The following is a 15,708-nucleotide window of genomic DNA, read 5'->3' on the forward strand; positions in this document are numbered from 1 at the left end:
GCGCCGGCACCGGGGAGGGGACCGATGAACGGCCTGCTACTTCTCTCGTCAGATGACCGCCGACGGTACGCCGAGGATATCCAGACCGCTCTGGCGCTGCCGGAAGGCGGCATCATTCAGTTTCGCTATCGCATGCGGTGGGTTGCGCCTGCGCTGCAGGATGCGGTGCGGCATCAGCAGGTTGTGGGTGCGGTCGCCGTTCTGGGGTTTGTGGGTGCGGACCGGCCGCATGAGCCGTTCGTGCTGCCGGTGCGGTATGCGACGGTTGTGAAGGCGGACGTGGTTGCCGACATGGTGATTTTCCAGCTGCGCGTGCGGGGCTATCCGAATCTCGAGCTGTACCCGCCGTCCTTCGCGGGGATCGTCGAGATGAGCCGCGGGATGATGGGTCAGTTGAAGAGGAGAGGGAAGTTCTACCCAGCTACCTCGAGCTTCCCGGCGATGCCGGACGAGGTCCTGGAGGATGCTCCGCGGCGTTGGCTCAGTGCTGCGCGACTACTTGCGCTTCACCCGACGTTCAAGGGTTCCTCCTTCCTTCGGGTCGCGCCGGTTGAGACCACGCGGCGCAAGCTGGTGCTCGACGCCCAGGGCCGGATCACGACGGTGCACGACGAATCGCTGCGCATCACCACGTACGTCTTCGCCGAGAGCTACCAGCCGGATGCCGAGTTCAAGTTGACCTGCTCGACGGACGGCGCCAACCTGCGGGTTGCGTCGGACAACCCCTATCGCGTTGCGCTGAGGTACGACTCCGTCGAGTTCTGGCTGCACTCTGCCGGGCAGACCGATGACACGTCTTCACTGGTCACGATCAGCTTGGCGAGTGAGAAGAACCGTGCTCGGACGGTCGCGGCCAACGTTCGGCTGCCTGTGGTGGTGAGGCGATCGAAGTCACGGGGGCTGCGGGGGTGGGCGGCGGTCTTCAGTTCGCCGAAGTAGGGCTCAGGGGCTGGGGGCGTGGCGCCACATTCGTAGGTCTTCGTCGATGGCGACGCCGAGGCTGACGAGGTCTGCTTCGCGTTCGGGGATGGTGGCTAGGGAGAGGCCTACGGGGAGGGATCGGGGGTCTTTGCCGGCGGGGACGTTGAGGGCGGGGAAGTCGGCGATGGACCAGGGGACGGAGAGGCGGATGCGGGGGCCCTTGGGTGGGCGGGTGTGGTCGATGAGGGGTGGAGCGGCGTCGATCGTCGGGTGGGCCAGGGCGTCCAGGCGATGGGTGGTCATGATTTCGCGCCAGTCGTGCGTCCACTGATCACGGAGGCGGAGGGCTTCGGCGTACCGTTCGGGGCTGATGCGTTCGCCTTTGCGGACGCGTTCGCGGACCTGGGGTGTGTAGAGGTGGCTGTGGGGGACCAGGGCGTCGTGGATCTGGTGGGCTTCGCTCTCGTTGATGGTGTCGAAGACGCCGGTGGATTTCTCCAGGACGGCCTTGGTGTTCGGTGGGCTGTCGATCTCGATCAGGTGGGCGCCGCGGGCGACGAGCAGGTCAAGGGCGTCACGGCAGACGGTGGCGATGCGATCGTCGACCTGCTGCCAGGACATCTCGGTCGGAAGCCCGATCCGGACACCGCTGAGGTCGGTCGGGGGCTCGAGCGGGTACGGCGGAATCGGCTCGTCCCGCGTTGCCGGGTCGCGGGAATCGGGTCCGGCCAGTACGCGCATCAGGATCGAGATGTCGAGCATCCGGCGCGCCATCGGCCCGGCCACGTCGAACGAGGGGCTCAGCGGGATCACGCCGTACCGGGAGATCCGGCCGCGGGCGCTGCGGAGGGTACTGACGCCGCACGCGGCGGCCGGGATGCGGAGCGAGCCGCCGGTGTCCGTGCCGGTGGCGATCGGGACCATGCGACTGGCGAGCGCGGCCGCGGATCCGCCGGACGATCCGCCGGGGGTACGGCGTACGTCCCACGGGTTGGCCGTCGGCGTCGACGCCGTACCGTAGGCGAACTCGTGGGTCGTGGTCTTGCCGAGCAAGCCGGCGCCCGCGGCCGACAGGCGCTCCCAGACGGCCGCGTCCTCGGCCGGGACGTAGTTGGCCAGCACCTGGCTGCCCGCGGTGGTGAGCACGCCCTTGGTCAGGAACACGTCCTTGACCGCGACGGGTACGCCGGCCAGCGCACCGACCGGCTCGCCCGTGGCGCGGGCCTGGTCGGCGCGGTGGGCGGCCTCCAGCGCGAGTTCGGGGGTGCGGGTGACGAATGCGCGAATCGTCGATTCGGACAGGTCGATCCGGCGCAGGCAATCCTCGACGAGTTCGCGCGCGGAGAGTTTGCGCTGCGCCAATAACGGCAGCAACTCGGTCAGGCTGAGATCCGCGGCGGAGTCACTCACGAATGCGAGCCTACAAAAATACCCGCCCGGGGAGTCCCGGGCGGGTGTCGAGCGGGTGTTGCCGGAGCGCTGCGGCTCAGCGCCCCATGGCGGTTGCGACGTTGTAGAGGCCGAAGCAGAAGACCATGACCACCCCGAAGAGCAGAATGAACAGAATCTGTTTCCAGAAGGAGATCAGGAGTACCGCACTGGCCAGCACGACGACGGTCGCGACGAATTCGTTGGGAGGCATGGCGTTTCCTCTTTCCTTCGATTCACTTCCCTTGAGTTCTTGTCTTTCGCCGCTCACTGGTTAGAGTTGGGCGGCGGCTCGGCGTTATTGGTTACGCTTTCAGTGAACGCCGCGACAATCGGTTGTCAATGGAGATAATTTGGCACCTGGTTCTATGTCCGGACATGATTTTGGCAACCTCGCTCCGGGAGTGTCCGGGGTGTTTGGCGGGCGGCGGTGATACGCTGGCAGCTTTCCTGGTATCGCTTTGCGCCAATTGGCAGACCTGGCCTGCCAATTGGCGGCCGCCGGTCCAACACGCCGCCAAAACTCGTCCGGTTGGGAAGTTGCCAGGCCGCGGCAACGGTCGGCTAGCATTCCAGGTGTGGTGATCAGCGCCGCCGGCCCGGCGGCTCCCGCGGTCGTCCCGCCGCCTCCAGTCCCAGCAGTCGACGTGTCCCCAGCAGCCAGGCTTTCGCTCGATGATTGCCGAAGGCATGCACCCGGGTTCGCCGACCTGCTCGTCGACGCCGTGCACCGGCACGGCGTCCCGCAGCGCGCGCTCAGCGTCCGTACGCTGCTGCACCTGCCGCGCCTGGCCCGCCCGAACGGCATGATCGGGCTCAAGCCGGTGATCGCGGAACTGAATCGCAACGCGGCCCGATTACGGCGCGATCAGCGGGCCATCGACGACTTGATTCCGAAAGACAAGTACGAGTTGACCGATCTGCGTTTCGTGCGGCTCGGGAACCTTGAAGCGGACCGGATCTTCAGCCATCTGCATTATCTGCGCAGTGCCCGCGAGGGCTCGGTGAACTTCGCGCTGGTGGACCCGGTGAACAAGCTCCCGGTGACGCTCTGCAGTGTTTCCCCGCTGGAATGGATGAAGGTCGGACGGCAGATTCAGGCGCAGTTCGGCGTACCGCTCGGTGCGGCGTGGGACGTGTCCCGGGTGTATTCGTTCGATGTCGCGCCGGCGAATGCGATCTCGTATCTGCTGTCGAAGGTCCGGCAGGTGATCCGGCGCGAGATTCCCAGCGTGCAACTGCTGACCACGGCGGTCGATCCGAATCTCGGGTTCGTCGGAGCCAGCTACCGGGCCGCCAACTGGCAGCAGTGGATGTCGATCGAGGCCCGGCCGTATCTGTATGTCGACGGCATCTACGCCAGCCCGCGCCAGCTCCGGACCCGGTACGGCGGCGCCAATCTGAGCGAACTGCGTCGAGCCAACCCGAGCGGGCGCTTCGAGCAGAGCCGGGCCAAGCTGCTCGACTCGGTGATCTACTGCTGCCGCCTGCGCGGCATCACCGAAGCCGTCCCGCTCGAGAACCAGCGCCGCCTCCGCCGCTGACCAGTTGAAGCCGCCGTCAACGGTGAAGCGATTAGTTGAAGCCGCCGTTGACGGTGAAGGGGGAGCGGGCCAGGAGGGCCTCGATGCGGAGGCGGTCCGGCATCGAGTTCGACAGCGGGAAGTCGGTGGTCGCGCACGACATGGCGGCCGCCGCCCAGACGGCCACCGCCCCGTCGAACTTCCGCTTGTTGTCGATCAGCTTCACCGCCAGCGCCGCGCAGAACGCGTCCCGGGCGGTCGCCGACTCCTTGTAGATCGACGGGATCGTCGGCACGCTGAGCACGTCGTGAGCGGCCCCTGAGTACACCGTGCAGCCGCCGTTGACGAGCATGCACAGGGTCTCCACCCCGAAGGCGAGCAGATTCCGCGCGACCGGGTCGGGGTCGAACGGAACCATGCCGGCTGACGCGAAGTGGCCGAGCTCCCACGGGTGCGCGACCAGGTAGTCGATCCGGGGGAACGCATCGCGCGAGATGCGCTCGTCGACGTACGGCTGGCCCGGCGTCACGAGCACGAGCGGCCGGTTGTCCGGGTCCCGGTGGGCCAAGGCGAGCGTTCGCTGCATCGTCTCCCGGGGCACCTCGAAGGTCATCAGCAGCGCATCGCAGCCGGAGACCGCCTCGAACCGTTCGTCCACGTCCTCCGGCGACAGGAACACCTCGTTCTGGTTCCGCCAGTTGACCGCGATGCTGTCGCCGAGTTCCTTCTCGAACACCCCGGTGAACGGCGTACGACGTCCGCGCACGCGCTTCACGAGTGATGTGTCGACGCCCTCGTCCTCCAGGTACTGGATGATCTCCTCGCCGAAGCGGTCGTCGGTGACCGCGGCGATCAGGGAGGTGTGCATCCCGAGCCGGGCGGCCGCGACAGCCTGGTTCAAACCCTTGCCGCCGGGCGACAGATCGAAGCCGTAGGCCTCACTCGACGTCTCAGGTGCCGGCGTGTTCTTCACCCGGAAGGTCGCGTCCATCACTGCACCGCCGACCACGATCACCTGACCGGCGGGAGCAGCGTTCGCGGCAGGCGCGGCGTCCATCATGACCACGGTCTTCGAGCCGACGGAGTAGATGTCGCGGCGGATGAGCTGGTTGGCCAGCTCCCGGAGGACGGCGGGTTCGGTGGTGCCGCGTAGGGCTCGGTCACTGGGAGCTTCGCCGGGTTGGTGGCCCAGAGCTTGGTGGAGGCGGTGCCAGTGGTTGAGGAGGGTTTCGCGGCGGCGGCCCAGGGACGTGCTGTACAGAGAATGGGTGATGCGGTCGTCGATGCCGGCCCGGGCGTAGATGTCGGCGTGGAGGCCGAGGGCGAGGATTGCGTCGGCTACCAGTTGCTGGGTGCCGTGCAGGTCGTCGCGGACGCACGTGGCGACCAGGTCGAGGGCTGCGGAGGCCGGCTCGAGATCGTGGACGCTGGCGAAGCGGCGGGTGGCGGCCAGGTCGACCAGGGGTGCGGCGATGCCGGAGCGACTCGCGTGCAGCCGGGCGATGGTGAGGCCGTCATGGGTGCGGAGCTTCTCGAGCACGCTGGCAAGCAGCAGCACGTCCGCCGTCTGCTTGTCGCTGCGATTCGTCATCCGGCCCCCGGGTCGCGATTCTCCTCGAACCAAGTATGCGGACCCAGGGGCCACGGGGGAAACCGAGAGCGCGCGTCACCGCAGGGCGGTGATCCAGCGGGCAGCTTGTTTGGCCTGGGTGAGGCGGCGTTCGTAGGTGGCGCCGACGGCGAGGAGGATGGCGCCGGCGGCACCGAGGGTGATCCAGCGGGGGATCAGCGGGGCGACCTCGAGGAACTGCCAGATGCCGATCTTGGCGAGGACGGCGGCGCCGATGACGAAGGGGGCCTGGAGCCCGCGTTGGGTGCCGATCACGATGACGGCGAGCGCCGCGGCGACGACGAGCGTGACGCGGATCCAGTTGTCGTTGCTGTCAGCAAGCAATGTGGACGGGACCAGGCCGATCAGCAGGCCGGGGCCGAGGTAGACCCAGCTCGATTGGTTGCGCCAGGCAAGGATGCCGATGCCGAGCAGGACGATGGCAGGCGGAACGGTGAACCACTCGACCGCGGTGGCGCCGGATGCCAGAACGAAGGCGGTGTTGGCGATGATCAGCAACGCGCCGGCCACCAGCAGACCCGCGCGCCGGGCAGGATTCATGCCGTACGCAACCAAGGGGGCGGCGGCGATCGTGAGTACGACGCCGGTCGCGGTGTCCGCGTCGACCGTCGCTGCCATGATCCGGGCGAGCAGTACGGCGCAGGCGGCCGTCGAGATCAACACTCGCTCCAACGGCTGACCGACGTACCGGCAGGCGAGGGCGATACCGGTCGCGCCGACGAGCGCGAGACTGACGGCGCCGGCCCACAAACCGATGTAATCGTCGATGGCGAACATCACGATGGCGAACTGGGCGCCGAGCGAAGCGACCGCGGCGGCCGGAACGGCGTCGACGACCTTGCGCAAGGCCGCGAAGACGGCCAGTACGGCGACGGTCGCGGCGAAGTAGCCGAGTTGCCGGATGTCGTCGGTCAGCAGGCAGAAGAGGAGGTCGACCGCGGCGACGGTGATGGTCGAGACGTGCAGGACGAGCGCCAGCCTGCCGGTACGGCGGGCTACCAGCACCTCCGTGATTCCGAGCGCGGCGACGACGCCGGTGGTCAGCCAGCGGCCGGGACCGGGCAGTTGCGGAAGGCAGGTGGCGACGGCGAACCCGGCCGCTGCCGCGCAAACGGCCTCGCCGACTCCCGACTGGATCGCTGCGGGGAGTGGCCGCTTGGTGAGGATGACGAGTCCGGTCGCGGCGGCGAGACAGACGACCGCGGCCGTTGCGACCGTCTTCAGCAACTCGGCGTGCGTGGGGATCGGACCGGTGAGGTCGAAGTAGGTGCTCGAGTAGGTGGCGAGCAGACCGAGGAAGGTCCGCGTCATGCCGGCGACGAGGATGCCGCAGAAGACCACGGCCGAAGTGATGGCTCCGGTACGGCGAACGATGGGGGTGCCCTTGGCCGACAGGACTAGGGTGATGACGACCTGGGCCAGCAAGGCGGCAAGCAGTACCGGCAGGTTCGTCCGGTCGACCAGGATCAGGGGGAGCGGGAGCTGACCGGCGATCACGGTGGTGACACCGTAAGTAACCACGCGGGGTGCGAGCCGGGTCATCAACAGGTTGATCAGGGCAAGGGATCCGAAGACGATCGCGCTGTAGGTGAACCAGTCGATGGTTTCCAGTGAGCCGAGGCTCAGGGCGCGGGCGCCGTACAGGTCGACGGTGAGCAGGCCGCAGCCGAGGATGGCGAGGGCCTCGGCGGTACCGGCCAAGGAGCGCCGGCTGGCGGGGATGGAGCCCGCGAACGCCAGCGCGGCAAGGGTGCCGATGATGCCGGCCTGGATCGCGGCCGGAAGGCTGTCCCAGTTGACGGCGAGGAAGGTGACGGTGGCGGCGAGGAGCAGCAGGACGCCCAGGCCCAGCAAAGTGGCCTGCGGGCTCAGCTTCCGGGGTTTGTGAGGCGGCTTCGGAGGCTTCGGTGGCTTGGGCGGCGGCGGGAGGTGGCGAGGTTCGCCAACCGACGCTGGTGCGGGAACGCCAACCGCTGCTGGTGCTGGAACGCGAACCGATGGTGGTGCTGGAATGCCCCGCGGGGGCGGTGCCGGGTACGTCGGCGGCGGCACCGGAACGGGAGCGAACTGAGGCTGTGGAAAACCTTGTGGGTAACGCTGTGGAGCCGGCGCGGGCTCGATGGTGAGCTGCAGCGGGCTCTTACACGTCGGGCAGGTGATAGCGGCGGTAGGCATCGAGTCCTCCTAGGCTCACTTCACTATCTCGACGGGAACGGAGAACCGCGTGAGTACGTCTACTCAAATCTGTCGTAGGCTGCTGCGGTCTGCCGGTCGTCCAGATTGGCGTGACGAACACGGGGAGCAACATGAAGACTGGACACGTCGAGCTTGCGAGAGCTCAGCAGGAACGCTGGCAGACCGCGTACGCACAGCATCCGCAACTGCACGGATCGGAGCCGTCGGCCGCGGCGCGATGGGCGGCCGAGGCATTCGGTGCCGCAGGCATCGATGATGTGCTGGAGCTCGGCGCCGGGCATGGCCGCGACGCGCTCTTCCTGGCCAGACAGGGATTCAGCGTGCATGCCACCGACTTCAGCGAGTCGGCGCTCGACCAGCTGCGGCTGGAAGCACAGCGTGAAGGCCTCGACGACCGCGTCACCGCCGCGCTGCACGATGTCCGCGATCCGTTGCCGCCGGCCGATGCCACGGTCAACGCCGTGTTCGCGAATCTCCTGCTCAACATGGCGTTCTCCCGCACCGAGCTGCGCTCCCTGGTCGCGGAGATCCACCGCGTCCTCTGCCCTGGCGGGCTTTTCGTGTACGCCGTGTGGTCGGCGGAGGACCCGTGCTCGAGTCATTGGCAGCAGCTCGACAACGGTCTGTGCATGCACGACGGTTTCGTCGGCCGGTTCTTCGACGAGCAACTGGTGACCGAGCTCGCCGATCAGTGGACCTTCGACCAGGCAACGCCGTACGACGAGGGCCAACGGCGGATGTGGCGGGTCACGTTGACCAAGCCGGAAAGCTGAAGCCGGCTCTAGCATCCCGACGCTGCCGGATTCCGAAGAGGTGAAGTTGGCTCTGGTTCCGGCGCGGGAGATTGCGGTGTGGTCACCAAAGCGAAAAGTTGCATTGACGAACCCCGACCGGTTCCGACAGGCTCTGTCCGCGTCTCACCTTCGACCATCGGAGAAACAGTAATGCAGTGGTACATCGACGTTCTCAAGAAGTACGCCGTGTTCAGTGGCCGAGCCCGGCGGAAAGAGTACTGGATGTTCGTACTCTTCAACGTGATCGTGTCCATCATCCTGAGCATCCTGGACAGGATCATCGGCACGGACTACGCCAACGGGAGCAGTGGCGTCCTCTCGACGATCTACAGCCTGGCCGTGCTGCTGCCGTCGATCGGTGTGGCCATCCGCCGTATGCACGACACGAACCGCAGCGGCTGGTGGATCCTGATCAACCTGGTTCCCTGCATCGGCTGGATCTGGTTCATCGTGCTGGCGGCCCAGGAGGGCACCGCCGGCGACAACCAGTACGGTCCGGACCCGAAGGCGGCCGAGCGCTTCGGCCAGCCGGGTGCCGGTCCGGCCGAGCCGGGCTACCCCACCGTCTGATCCCAGACACGCAGAACGCCCCGCGAACCCACCGAGGGTTCGCGGGGTGTTCCGTTGTCCGGCAGAAGTTCAGCTGGCCTGGCTGACGCTGGACATGTTGAAGTCGGGCACGAGCAGCGGCGGCGTCGCGGTGCGGGAGAAGTCGTCGCCCCACTCCCTCGAGAACGACGGGACCGTGGCGCCGGCGGCGGTGAACCGGGCGAGCAGGTCGACCGGGCTCTCGTTGAAGCGGAAGTTGTTCACGGCACCGGTCACCTCGCCGTTCTCGACCAGGTAGACGCCGTCGCGAGTCAAGCCGGTGAGCAGCAGCGTCTGCGGATCGACCATCCGGATGTACCACAGGCAGGTGAGCAGCAGGCCGTGCTCGAGCCCGGCGACGAGGTCGTCGGTCGATCCGGTCGCGCCGTCGACCGACAGCACGTAGTTGTCGACGGCCGGGGTCGCGGCCTGCGCGCCGATCAGCGACGCCGTGTGCCGGCTGGTCATCAGGTTCTCGAGCTTGCCGCCACGGATCCAATCCGTCGCGGTCAGCGTGAGTCCGTTGTCGAACACGCTCGACGATCCACCGGACGATCGGGCCACCGCGAACGGGAACGTCTCGAGCCCCGGCAGCTGCGGGTCGGACAGCAGGTTCACCGGCTGCGACGACAGCGCGTCACCGATCCGGGTGCCGCCTCCCGCCTTCGAGAACACCGTCCGCCCCTCGAAAGCCTCCCGCCCGTCGAGGTACCAGTACAGGTACGTCATCACGTCCGCGACGGCCGCCGGTGGCAGCACCGTCGCGTGCCGGCCCGGATCGACCGAGACGGTCCGCGAAGCCCAGCCGAGGCGCCGGGTGAGCTCGCTGTCGAGTGCGAGCGCGTCGATGTCGCTGAAGTCGCGGGTGGCCGCGCCGACCCAGGCCGATTGACTCAGGTCACCGGACTTGCCGGTCGCGGTGACGTGGCCGCGGGGGAGCGCCTGGCGCAGCCGCAGTCCGGTGGACGAGCCGACGTACAGCGTGATGACCTCGTGGTCGGCGAAGCCGTACAGCCAGCGGCTCTCCTTCGTAGCCTTCTGCAACGTCTCGCCGAGCGCCGGAGCGAACGACGAGTAGACGCTGACCGACGTCTCGTCCGGCTCGGCGTCCCAGTCCGCGCCGACGCTGCCGTCGACGAGCGGTCGGGCGTCCTCGGCCGGGCTGGACCCGCGGGCGGTCGCGATCGCGGCGGACACGACCTCGCGCAGTGAATCGTCGGTGACCGACGAGCGGCCGACCACTCCGGCCGCCGTACCCTCGCCGGCTCCGACCGTGGCGATCACGGTCACGCTCGAGCCGCGCATCGCGCCGTTGGTGGTGAGCGTGTTGTTCGCCCAGCGCAGGTTGGCACTGGAGGTCTCCGCGACGATGACGACGCAGCCGTCGGCGCCGCCGGCCGCCGCCAGGGCGAGCCCCCGTTCGATGGTGTCCTGCGGGGTGAGCTGAATGGCGGTCGTCACCGGCCGGCCTCCTGCGTGGTGTTGAGAATGCGGACGCTGCGGAACAGGGCGGACGGGCAGCCGTGGCTGACGGCACCGGACTGCGCGGGCTGGGCCTTGCCGCAGTTCAGCGCGCCGCCGAGGACGTACGTCTGCGGGCCGCCGACCGCCTCCATCGAGCCCCAGAAGTCCGTGGTGGTGGCCTGGTAGGCAACGTCGCGCAGTTGACCGTCGAGTTTGCCGTCGGTGATCTTGTAGAACCGCTGTCCGGTGAACTGGAAGTTGTACCGCTGCATGTCGATCGACCAGGACTTGTCGCCGACGATGTAGATCCCGTTCTTGACCCGGCTGATCAGCTCGTCGGTGGACGGGCCGTCCGCGGCGGGCTGCAACGACACGTTGGCCATTCGCTGGATGGGGATGTGACCGGACGAGTCGGCGTACGCGCAGCCGTTGGAGCGCGGCGTACCGAGCAGGTCCTCGTTCACCCTCGCCATCCGGCGGTCGACCTGGTAGCCGACCAGTACGCCGTCCTTGACCAGGTCCCACTGCTGCCCGGCGACACCCTCGTCGTCGTACCCGACGGTCGACAGGCCGTTCTCGGCGGTGCGGTCGCCGGTGACGTGCATGACCGGTGAGCCGTACTTCAGGGTGCCGAGCTTGTCCGTGGTGGCGAAGCTGGTGCCGGCGTAGTTCGCCTCGTAGCCGAGGGCGCGGTCCAGTTCGGTGGCGTGGCCGATCGACTCGTGGATCGTGAGCCAGAGGTTGGTCGGGTCGATCACCAGGTCGTACGCGCCCGGCTCGACGCCCGGCGCGGCCATCTTCTCGGCCAGCCAGCCGGGGAGCTGTGCGAGCTCCTCGTCCCAGTTCCAGCCGGTGCCGGTCATGTACTCCCAGCCGCGGCCGGCCGGCGGCGCGCACGTCGACATCGAGTCGAACCGGTCGGCCTGCACCGCATGGGCGGTCAGGTCCGGACCGATCCGGACCCGCTGCTGCGTGTACGACGTACCTTCGGAGTTCGCGTAGAACTTGCACTCGTGGACCGTGGCGACGCGGACGCTCACATGCGCGACGCCCTCGGCCTTCAGCAGCCGGTCGCTGTAGTCGGTGAGCAGCGCAACCTTCTCCGCCCGCGGCACGCTGAACGGGTCGATCTCGTACGACGACACCCAGCTGACGTCGTCGTACACCGGCTCGTCGGCGAGCTCGATCGGCTCGGCGTTGATCGGCCGGGACACCTGCGCCATGTTCACCGCCTGCTCGGCGACCTGGACCGCCTCGTCCTCGGTGAGCGCGACGCCGGCGGCGAAACCCCAGGTGCCGTCGTGGATGACACGCACCGCCAGGCCGAGATCCTCGTCGTCCGTGGCGCTCTCCAGCACGCTGTCGCGCAGGGCGATGGACTCGGACCGGATCCGCTCCAGCCGGAACTCCGCGTAGGTGGCGCCCAGGTCGCGGGCACGCTGCAAGGCGGCCTCGGCCAGGGCATGACGGGGCAGAGCGAGAAACGCTGCGTCGATATCAGGCACAACCCGACCCTATACACGGGAACCTGGCGATGATTGGCGGTGTACTCACAGTGTCCGGAAGTAGACAGGGGGCCTAGATCAGCCAGGGTGATGAGGCGGAGATCCTGGCTCGGGTGCGTGCTGGTGAGTCGGCCGCGTACGGCGAGCTGGTGCTGCTGCACGCCCAGGTGGCGAAGCGTACGGCGGTGTTCCTCGGCGCCGGTGCGGATGCGGACGATGTGGTCCAGGAGGCGTTCGTGAAGGCCTACCGAGCACTCGGGGGCTTCCGCTCGGGTTCCGCGTTCCGGCCGTGGTTCCTGCGGATCGTCGCCAACGAGACCCGGAACGTCGTACGGTCGCGCGGTCGCAGGTCCCGTCGTGAGGAGCTGGCCGCGCCGCTGGACGTCGTACTGGATCCAGCCGAGCACGCGGTGTCGCTGGAACGGCGGACCGAGCTTCTGACGGCCGTACGGGCGCTGCCGGATCCCATGCGGCTCGTCGTGACCTGTCGCTACCTCTTGGACCTGGACGAGCAGGAGACGGCCGTTGTGCTCGGTTGGCCACGTGGGACGGTCAAGTCCCGGCTGCATCGTGCACTGGGCCGGCTACGGGACGCTCTACCCGACAAGGAGGTGCAGCGATGAACTTGGACGACGAACTGCGAGTCCTTGGACGTTCTGCCGTCGTACCTCCGGTCGATGAGGAACTGACCGCCGCAGTGCTGACGCGGGTCGCGGATCTGCCCATCCGGCGGAGGCTGCGGGACAGGTGGCGTGCGTTCCTGGCCGGCTTCCTGGTGCTGCTCGCCGGTCTGGCTCTGACACCACCTGTACGCGCGACTGTGGCTGAGTGGCTGCGCATCGGGGGAGTGGAGGCCCAGCCGGTCGGTACTGGTCCGAGCACCGCGCCGCCGGTGCCTGAAGTCCAGGGGCGCCTGTCGCTGGAGCAAGCCGAGCGGACTGCTGGGTTCCGGCCCGCTCTGCCGAGGGATCTCGGTGCACCAACCGGTGTCGAGGCGTCGAAGGGTTTCGTGGCGATGAGCTGGGACGGTGTCCGGCTGGAGCAGTTCCAGGCGGAGGTGTCGCCGCTGTACTTCAAGAAGTACTACGAGAGCCTGGAGTTCGTGCCGGACCTCGACGCCTTCTGGTTCAAGACACCGCACGAGCTGGTGCTGGCTGATCAGCGAGTGGTCCGGATTGCCGGGCCTACGCTCGTCTGGGTGCGTGGAGGGGTCACCTTCCGGCTGGAGGTGGCCGACAAGACCCGGGCGGTCGAGTTGGCACGCGGAACCTTCTAGCCGGTCGCGGTGTATCCGGGGTGAGTCCTCGTCTTCAGGGAGAGCCACCATGGTCCGCCGTACGCTCACACTGCTCGCCGCCCTGTTCGCCGTCGCCGCCCTCGGCACCACTCCCGCGCACGCGGGCGGTCCGACCAGCGTCCTGCTCAGCGCACCGCCGCAGGTGCTCGCCTTCGGCTACGAGGATCGCGCGTACAGCGACCTGCAGCAGCTGACCGAGGTGGCCGGCGGCCGCGCGGATGACGGCAACGGACCGCACGACGTCGGTCAGTTCGTCCGTGCCACCTGGCTGATCCATGACATGTCGGTCTGGCGGATCGACGTCATCTACCCGGAGGCACCCGGCGGCCCCTGGATCGCGACCACCGAGTCGCTGACGACCGGCACCATGCCCGAGAAGCCGACGTGGCACACCGCCACGAACCCCAGCGCCCTCGTAGAGTTCATCCGCTCACTCAAGCTCCTGAACGGGCAGACTTTCGACGGCGGCCCCACCACCATCGACTCCGTTCCCTCCCCGCTCACCGAGCCCACGCAGGCGCCGCTCCCGGCGCAGGCTGAGATCGACTCAACCGGCTTCTTCACCGGCTGGCGCTGGACCATCCCTGGCTTCCTCATCGGCGCGGCAGCGGCGGTCCTCGCCATCCGCCTGATCCCCAAACGCCGCTGGGACCTGGTGGACGTAGAGCCTTAGACGTCGGCCGCCAGCTCGAAGCCGTCGAAGAGTCTGCCGCCGTACGCGGCGAGGATGCGGTCTACGGCCTCGGCCAGGGTGTTGTCGTCGGTTCCGACGCCGTGCATCAGGGCCCGGGCGTGGTCGGTCCCGTGTGCCTTGTCGTAGGCCACCACCTCGCGCAGCAGGCCCTTGCCGGTGCCGGACCAGTGGCCGGCGCCGGTCAGCAACAGTCGGGCGGCGTCTTGCCAGAGGATCGAAGCGATGGCGGTGCGTTCGTCGCCTGTGGAGTCGGACAGGTCGTCCAGGAGGTTGGTGATGGTGTAGCGGAGGAGGTCAAGCTCGGTGGAGGTCAAGGGCTTGGGTCCGGCCGCCACCTCCGCCAAGCACGCCGCCTGCAACCGCGCTCCGGAACCGTCGGTGTCCAGGAGTACGACGGACTCGCCGACGAGCCGCATCATGGTCGGCTGACGACGGTCCTGGTCCTTGCCGCTGAAGTGGGCCAGCGACTTTTCGGTGTGGACGAACAGCTCGACCGGCCAGCCGCCGTACTCCAAGGACTTCCGCATCGGGGCCGGTGGGCCGTCGAGCAGCACTGTGATGTCCAGGTCGGACGTCGGAGAGGCGTTGCCGCGCACCACACTCCCGCCGAGCCACGCTGCTCGGGCAGCGGGGAACTGCTCGGTCACCAGTCGCAGCGCGACGTCTTTCGGCTCCATCAGGACAGTTTCAACCAGCCCAGCAGGTCGCGATAGGCATTTACCGGCTGGATGTGGCCGCCGGTGACCGCGAACCGCTCCCACCCGAGCGAGTCCGCCAGCGCCTCGGCGTCCGCGACCACGGAGGCCACGCTGCGCCCCGGTTGTCGCGTCGAGCCGCCGCACCCGGGGCGGTCCGGCATCACCATCCACAGGCCGGACTTCTCGATCGCCCCGACGGCCTCCGGCTGTTTCCATCGTGTGCTCGGCGATCCGCCGAACGACATCGCCGACAGGCCTCCCACCGACCCGTAGACGGAGTACCGCACCACCCGCTCGCCGACCTGCACCTCGCTGTCCACGGAGCGGAGCGTACTCAGTGCGACTGCGATAGAACATCGGGATGCAACTCGACATCGCGTCGTTGGCCGAACTCGAAGAGGTGCTCGGCGTGCTGGACGAAGCGGCGGGCTGGCTGAAGAAGGTCGGAGTCGACGACCAGTGGCCACCGCGGTTCCGGCCGGGGATGGTCGCTCCCGCGGTCGAGCGTGGCGAGACCTGGCTGGCTCGGGTCGACGGTGCCGTCGTGGGAACGATCACGCTGGACTGGGACGATCCGTTGTGGGCCGATGCCGAAGGGACGGCCGGCTACGTGCATCGGCTGGCGGTACGGCGGTCCGCGGCCGGAAGGGGTGCCTGGCTGCTGGATTGGGCCGTCGGCGCGACGCGTGAGCAGGAGCGTGAGTTCGTGCGACTCGACTGTGCGCGCTCGAACCGGCGACTCAGGTCCTACTACGAAGACCGGGGGTTCCAGCACCACGGCGACGTACCGGTGGGGCGGCGGGAGCAGGACGGACCCATGATCTGGATGAGCCGCTATCAGTTGCGCCTGTGATCCCTACCCGAATCTCGAGTTACCGAGTTGGGATTCTCGGGATTCGAGACGAGTTCGGCGTGGTGGGAGGATGCGGCCTAGCGTTTGTCGGCTGCGTGAATCGAACCCCTGTCTGGA

General features: G+C 68.0%; 16 protein-coding genes. 8 read left to right on the plus strand and 8 right to left on the minus strand.

The genetic code is table 11. The features are described from left to right. Window positions 1-24: 24 nt before the first annotated feature. Window positions 25-939 carry a hypothetical protein gene (locus ACZ3HV_RS02415; protein ID WP_465680099.1) on the plus strand — a complete coding sequence of 305 codons (915 nt, stop codon included), beginning with the start codon at window positions 25-27 and terminating at the stop codon, window positions 937-939. Between the two features lie 3 nt (window positions 940-942). Here the strand turns inward: ACZ3HV_RS02415 and ACZ3HV_RS02420 are convergent, their stop codons facing one another. Then, window positions 943-2,331 (minus strand): amidase, encoded by a 1,389-nt coding sequence (locus ACZ3HV_RS02420; protein WP_465680100.1) that lies wholly within the window; start codon window positions 2,329-2,331, stop codon window positions 943-945. Between the two features lie 76 nt (window positions 2,332-2,407). Then, complete coding sequence (locus ACZ3HV_RS02425) at window positions 2,408-2,563, minus strand: hypothetical protein (RefSeq protein ID WP_165553780.1); 156 nt, start codon at window positions 2,561-2,563, stop codon at window positions 2,408-2,410. A gap of 364 nt (window positions 2,564-2,927) precedes the next feature. Here ACZ3HV_RS02425 and ACZ3HV_RS02430 point away from each other — a divergent pair, with 364 nt between their 5' ends. Beyond that, window positions 2,928-3,893: a Mom family adenine methylcarbamoylation protein gene (locus ACZ3HV_RS02430; RefSeq protein ID WP_465680102.1), complete on the plus strand. Its 966-nt coding sequence runs from the start codon at window positions 2,928-2,930 to the stop codon at window positions 3,891-3,893. A gap of 31 nt (window positions 3,894-3,924) precedes the next feature. Here ACZ3HV_RS02430 and ACZ3HV_RS02435 read toward each other — a convergent pair whose 3' ends face one another. Further along, window positions 3,925-5,463, minus strand: coding sequence for a PfkB family carbohydrate kinase (locus tag ACZ3HV_RS02435; protein ID WP_465680104.1), 1,539 nt, complete (start codon window positions 5,461-5,463; stop codon window positions 3,925-3,927). Window positions 5,464-5,538: 75 nt separating this feature from the next. Beyond that, window positions 5,539-7,374 (minus strand): SCO7613 C-terminal domain-containing membrane protein, encoded by a 1,836-nt coding sequence (locus ACZ3HV_RS02440; protein ID WP_465680434.1) that lies wholly within the window; start codon window positions 7,372-7,374, stop codon window positions 5,539-5,541. Between the two features lie 434 nt (window positions 7,375-7,808). Here ACZ3HV_RS02440 and ACZ3HV_RS02445 point away from each other — a divergent pair, with 434 nt between their 5' ends. Both ACZ3HV_RS02445 and ACZ3HV_RS02450 read left to right on the plus strand, forming a co-directional pair. Beyond that, a complete protein-coding gene (locus ACZ3HV_RS02445; RefSeq protein WP_360375863.1) occupies window positions 7,809-8,471 on the plus strand; it encodes a class I SAM-dependent methyltransferase in 663 nt (220 codons plus the stop codon). 171 nt (window positions 8,472-8,642) lie between these two features. Beyond that, on the plus strand, window positions 8,643-9,062 hold the full coding sequence (locus ACZ3HV_RS02450; RefSeq protein WP_465680106.1) for a DUF805 domain-containing protein: 420 nt from the start codon (window positions 8,643-8,645) through the stop codon (window positions 9,060-9,062). 69 nt (window positions 9,063-9,131) lie between these two features. Here ACZ3HV_RS02450 and ACZ3HV_RS02455 read toward each other — a convergent pair whose 3' ends face one another. After that, complete coding sequence (locus ACZ3HV_RS02455) at window positions 9,132-10,541, minus strand: metallopeptidase TldD-related protein (protein ID WP_465680108.1); 1,410 nt, start codon at window positions 10,539-10,541, stop codon at window positions 9,132-9,134. Further along, the gene (locus ACZ3HV_RS02460) at window positions 10,538-12,049 is read right to left on the minus strand and encodes a TldD/PmbA family protein (RefSeq protein WP_465680110.1); all 1,512 of its coding nucleotides are present in this window, start codon (window positions 12,047-12,049) and stop codon (window positions 10,538-10,540) included. Before ACZ3HV_RS02460 ends, ACZ3HV_RS02455 begins: the two co-directional genes overlap by 4 nt. Window positions 12,050-12,162: 113 nt before the next feature. Here ACZ3HV_RS02460 and ACZ3HV_RS02465 point away from each other — a divergent pair, with 113 nt between their 5' ends. From ACZ3HV_RS02465 to ACZ3HV_RS02475, 3 genes are read left to right on the plus strand one after another with little or no spacing between them, the layout of a single operon-like run. After that, complete coding sequence (locus ACZ3HV_RS02465) at window positions 12,163-12,672, plus strand: RNA polymerase sigma factor (RefSeq protein ID WP_465680112.1); 510 nt, start codon at window positions 12,163-12,165, stop codon at window positions 12,670-12,672. Then, window positions 12,669-13,325 carry a hypothetical protein gene (locus ACZ3HV_RS02470; protein WP_465680114.1) on the plus strand — a complete coding sequence of 219 codons (657 nt, stop codon included), beginning with the start codon at window positions 12,669-12,671 and terminating at the stop codon, window positions 13,323-13,325. The genes ACZ3HV_RS02465 and ACZ3HV_RS02470 overlap by 4 nt, the downstream gene beginning before the upstream one ends. Window positions 13,326-13,374: 49 nt before the next feature. Continuing rightward, window positions 13,375-14,019, plus strand: coding sequence for a hypothetical protein (locus ACZ3HV_RS02475; RefSeq protein WP_465680116.1), 645 nt, complete (start codon window positions 13,375-13,377; stop codon window positions 14,017-14,019). Here ACZ3HV_RS02475 and ACZ3HV_RS02480 read toward each other — a convergent pair. Continuing rightward, window positions 14,016-14,717: a nucleotidyltransferase domain-containing protein gene (locus ACZ3HV_RS02480; protein WP_465680118.1), complete on the minus strand. Its 702-nt coding sequence runs from the start codon at window positions 14,715-14,717 to the stop codon at window positions 14,016-14,018. The genes ACZ3HV_RS02475 and ACZ3HV_RS02480 overlap by 4 nt on opposite strands. After that, window positions 14,717-15,058, minus strand: a complete 342-nt coding sequence (locus ACZ3HV_RS02485) for an alpha/beta fold hydrolase (protein WP_465680120.1) — start codon at window positions 15,056-15,058, stop codon at window positions 14,717-14,719. Before ACZ3HV_RS02485 ends, ACZ3HV_RS02480 begins: the two co-directional genes overlap by 1 nt. 41 nt (window positions 15,059-15,099) lie before the next feature. Here ACZ3HV_RS02485 and ACZ3HV_RS02490 point away from each other — a divergent pair, with 41 nt between their 5' ends. After that, the gene (locus ACZ3HV_RS02490) at window positions 15,100-15,591 is read left to right on the plus strand and encodes a GNAT family N-acetyltransferase (RefSeq protein WP_465680122.1); all 492 of its coding nucleotides are present in this window, start codon (window positions 15,100-15,102) and stop codon (window positions 15,589-15,591) included. The last annotated feature ends 117 nt before the right edge of the window (window positions 15,592-15,708 follow it).

Source organism: Kribbella sp. NPDC020701 (assembly GCF_055562215.1).

Coding starts and splice junctions, on each gene's coding strand:
- ACZ3HV_RS02435 (WP_465680104.1), bottom strand. CDS start 5,463: ATGACGAATCGCAGCGACAAGCAGACGGCGGACGTGCTGCTGCTTGCC.
- ACZ3HV_RS02445 (WP_360375863.1), top strand. CDS start 7,809: ATGAAGACTGGACACGTCGAGCTTGCGAGAGCTCAGCAGGAACGCTGG.
- ACZ3HV_RS02450 (WP_465680106.1), top strand. CDS start 8,643: ATGCAGTGGTACATCGACGTTCTCAAGAAGTACGCCGTGTTCAGTGGC.
- ACZ3HV_RS02425 (WP_165553780.1), bottom strand. CDS start 2,563: ATGCCTCCCAACGAATTCGTCGCGACCGTCGTCGTGCTGGCCAGTGCG.
- ACZ3HV_RS02480 (WP_465680118.1), bottom strand. CDS start 14,717: ATGGAGCCGAAAGACGTCGCGCTGCGACTGGTGACCGAGCAGTTCCCC.
- ACZ3HV_RS02470 (WP_465680114.1), top strand. CDS start 12,669: ATGAACTTGGACGACGAACTGCGAGTCCTTGGACGTTCTGCCGTCGTA.
- ACZ3HV_RS02490 (WP_465680122.1), top strand. CDS start 15,100: ATGCAACTCGACATCGCGTCGTTGGCCGAACTCGAAGAGGTGCTCGGC.
- ACZ3HV_RS02475 (WP_465680116.1), top strand. CDS start 13,375: ATGGTCCGCCGTACGCTCACACTGCTCGCCGCCCTGTTCGCCGTCGCC.
- ACZ3HV_RS02415 (WP_465680099.1), top strand. CDS start 25: ATGAACGGCCTGCTACTTCTCTCGTCAGATGACCGCCGACGGTACGCC.